This is a genomic window from Blautia sp. CAG:257, assembly GCF_000433815.1.
In the GTDB taxonomy this organism is placed as follows: Bacteria; Bacillota; Clostridia; order Lachnospirales; family Lachnospiraceae; genus Blautia_A; species Blautia_A caecimuris.
This window is the reverse complement of sequence record NZ_HF999067.1, coordinates 3,815-4,589: the sequence shown is the minus strand read 5'-3', so window position 1 is coordinate 4,589 and position 775 is coordinate 3,815. Positions and strand designations below refer to the sequence as shown.

Sequence of the window (775 nt, the reverse complement as noted above, 5' to 3'; positions counted from 1 at the left end):
ATCAGGAGATTCAAAAAATATCAAAAAACTCTGGGAAAAAGAACCTACTGTGATCTTACAAAGCTTGCGCAGGCAGTCGGAAAGCCTGTGAAATTTGTAAAAAAAGATCTGAAAAAAATGATCGGAAAGGGCTGGTTTACGGAAGGCTGTTTTGACGGCAGCGAAACCTGTCTGATCACCAGCCGGGAAACCTTTTGCCAGTATCAGGAAATGGAAAAAGCCCTGGAGGAAAAAAAGAAACAGGAGGCTCTCCGCGCACGGGAGGAGTCAGAGCTTTCCCCTGAGGTAAAAGAGGTGCTTGAAAAGGGAAGAAATTATCTGGACAGACTGAGAAAAAGCAACGATGCCATTCCGGGAGAGGAAATTTCTGCCAAGATCTTTAAAATGGAAAAAATCGTGGATCAGATTTTTCAGAGGGCCAAGGCTCATCCGGAGATCATTCCGGATCTGAAGCGGATGATGGATTATTATCTTCCTATGACCGTAAAGCTTCTGGAGGCTTATGAGGATATGGACAGTCAGCCTGTTCAGGGAGAAACCATCCGTTCCTCCAAAAAAGAGATCGAAGATACTCTGGACACTCTGAACGATGCTTTTGCAAAGCTTCTGGATTCTGTTTTTCAGGATACAGCCTGGGATGTTTCCAGTGATATTTCCGTTCTTCATACGTTACTTGCCCAGGAAGGGCTGAAGGACAGTGATTTTAAAATACAGCATTGATCATAAAGGAGAACAAAATGAGCGATGAATTAAACAAAACAGAAGCGTCAATGCC

The 775-nt window shown here is 43.6% G+C and carries 1 protein-coding gene; it reads left to right on the top strand.

Annotated elements, in window-relative coordinates:
• Nucleotides 1–720 (top strand): 5-bromo-4-chloroindolyl phosphate hydrolysis family protein (locus QVP40_RS08330; protein ID WP_288200406.1); only part of this gene is annotated, 720 nt, incomplete at its 5' end.
• Between the last annotated feature and the right edge of the window lie 55 nt (nt 721–775).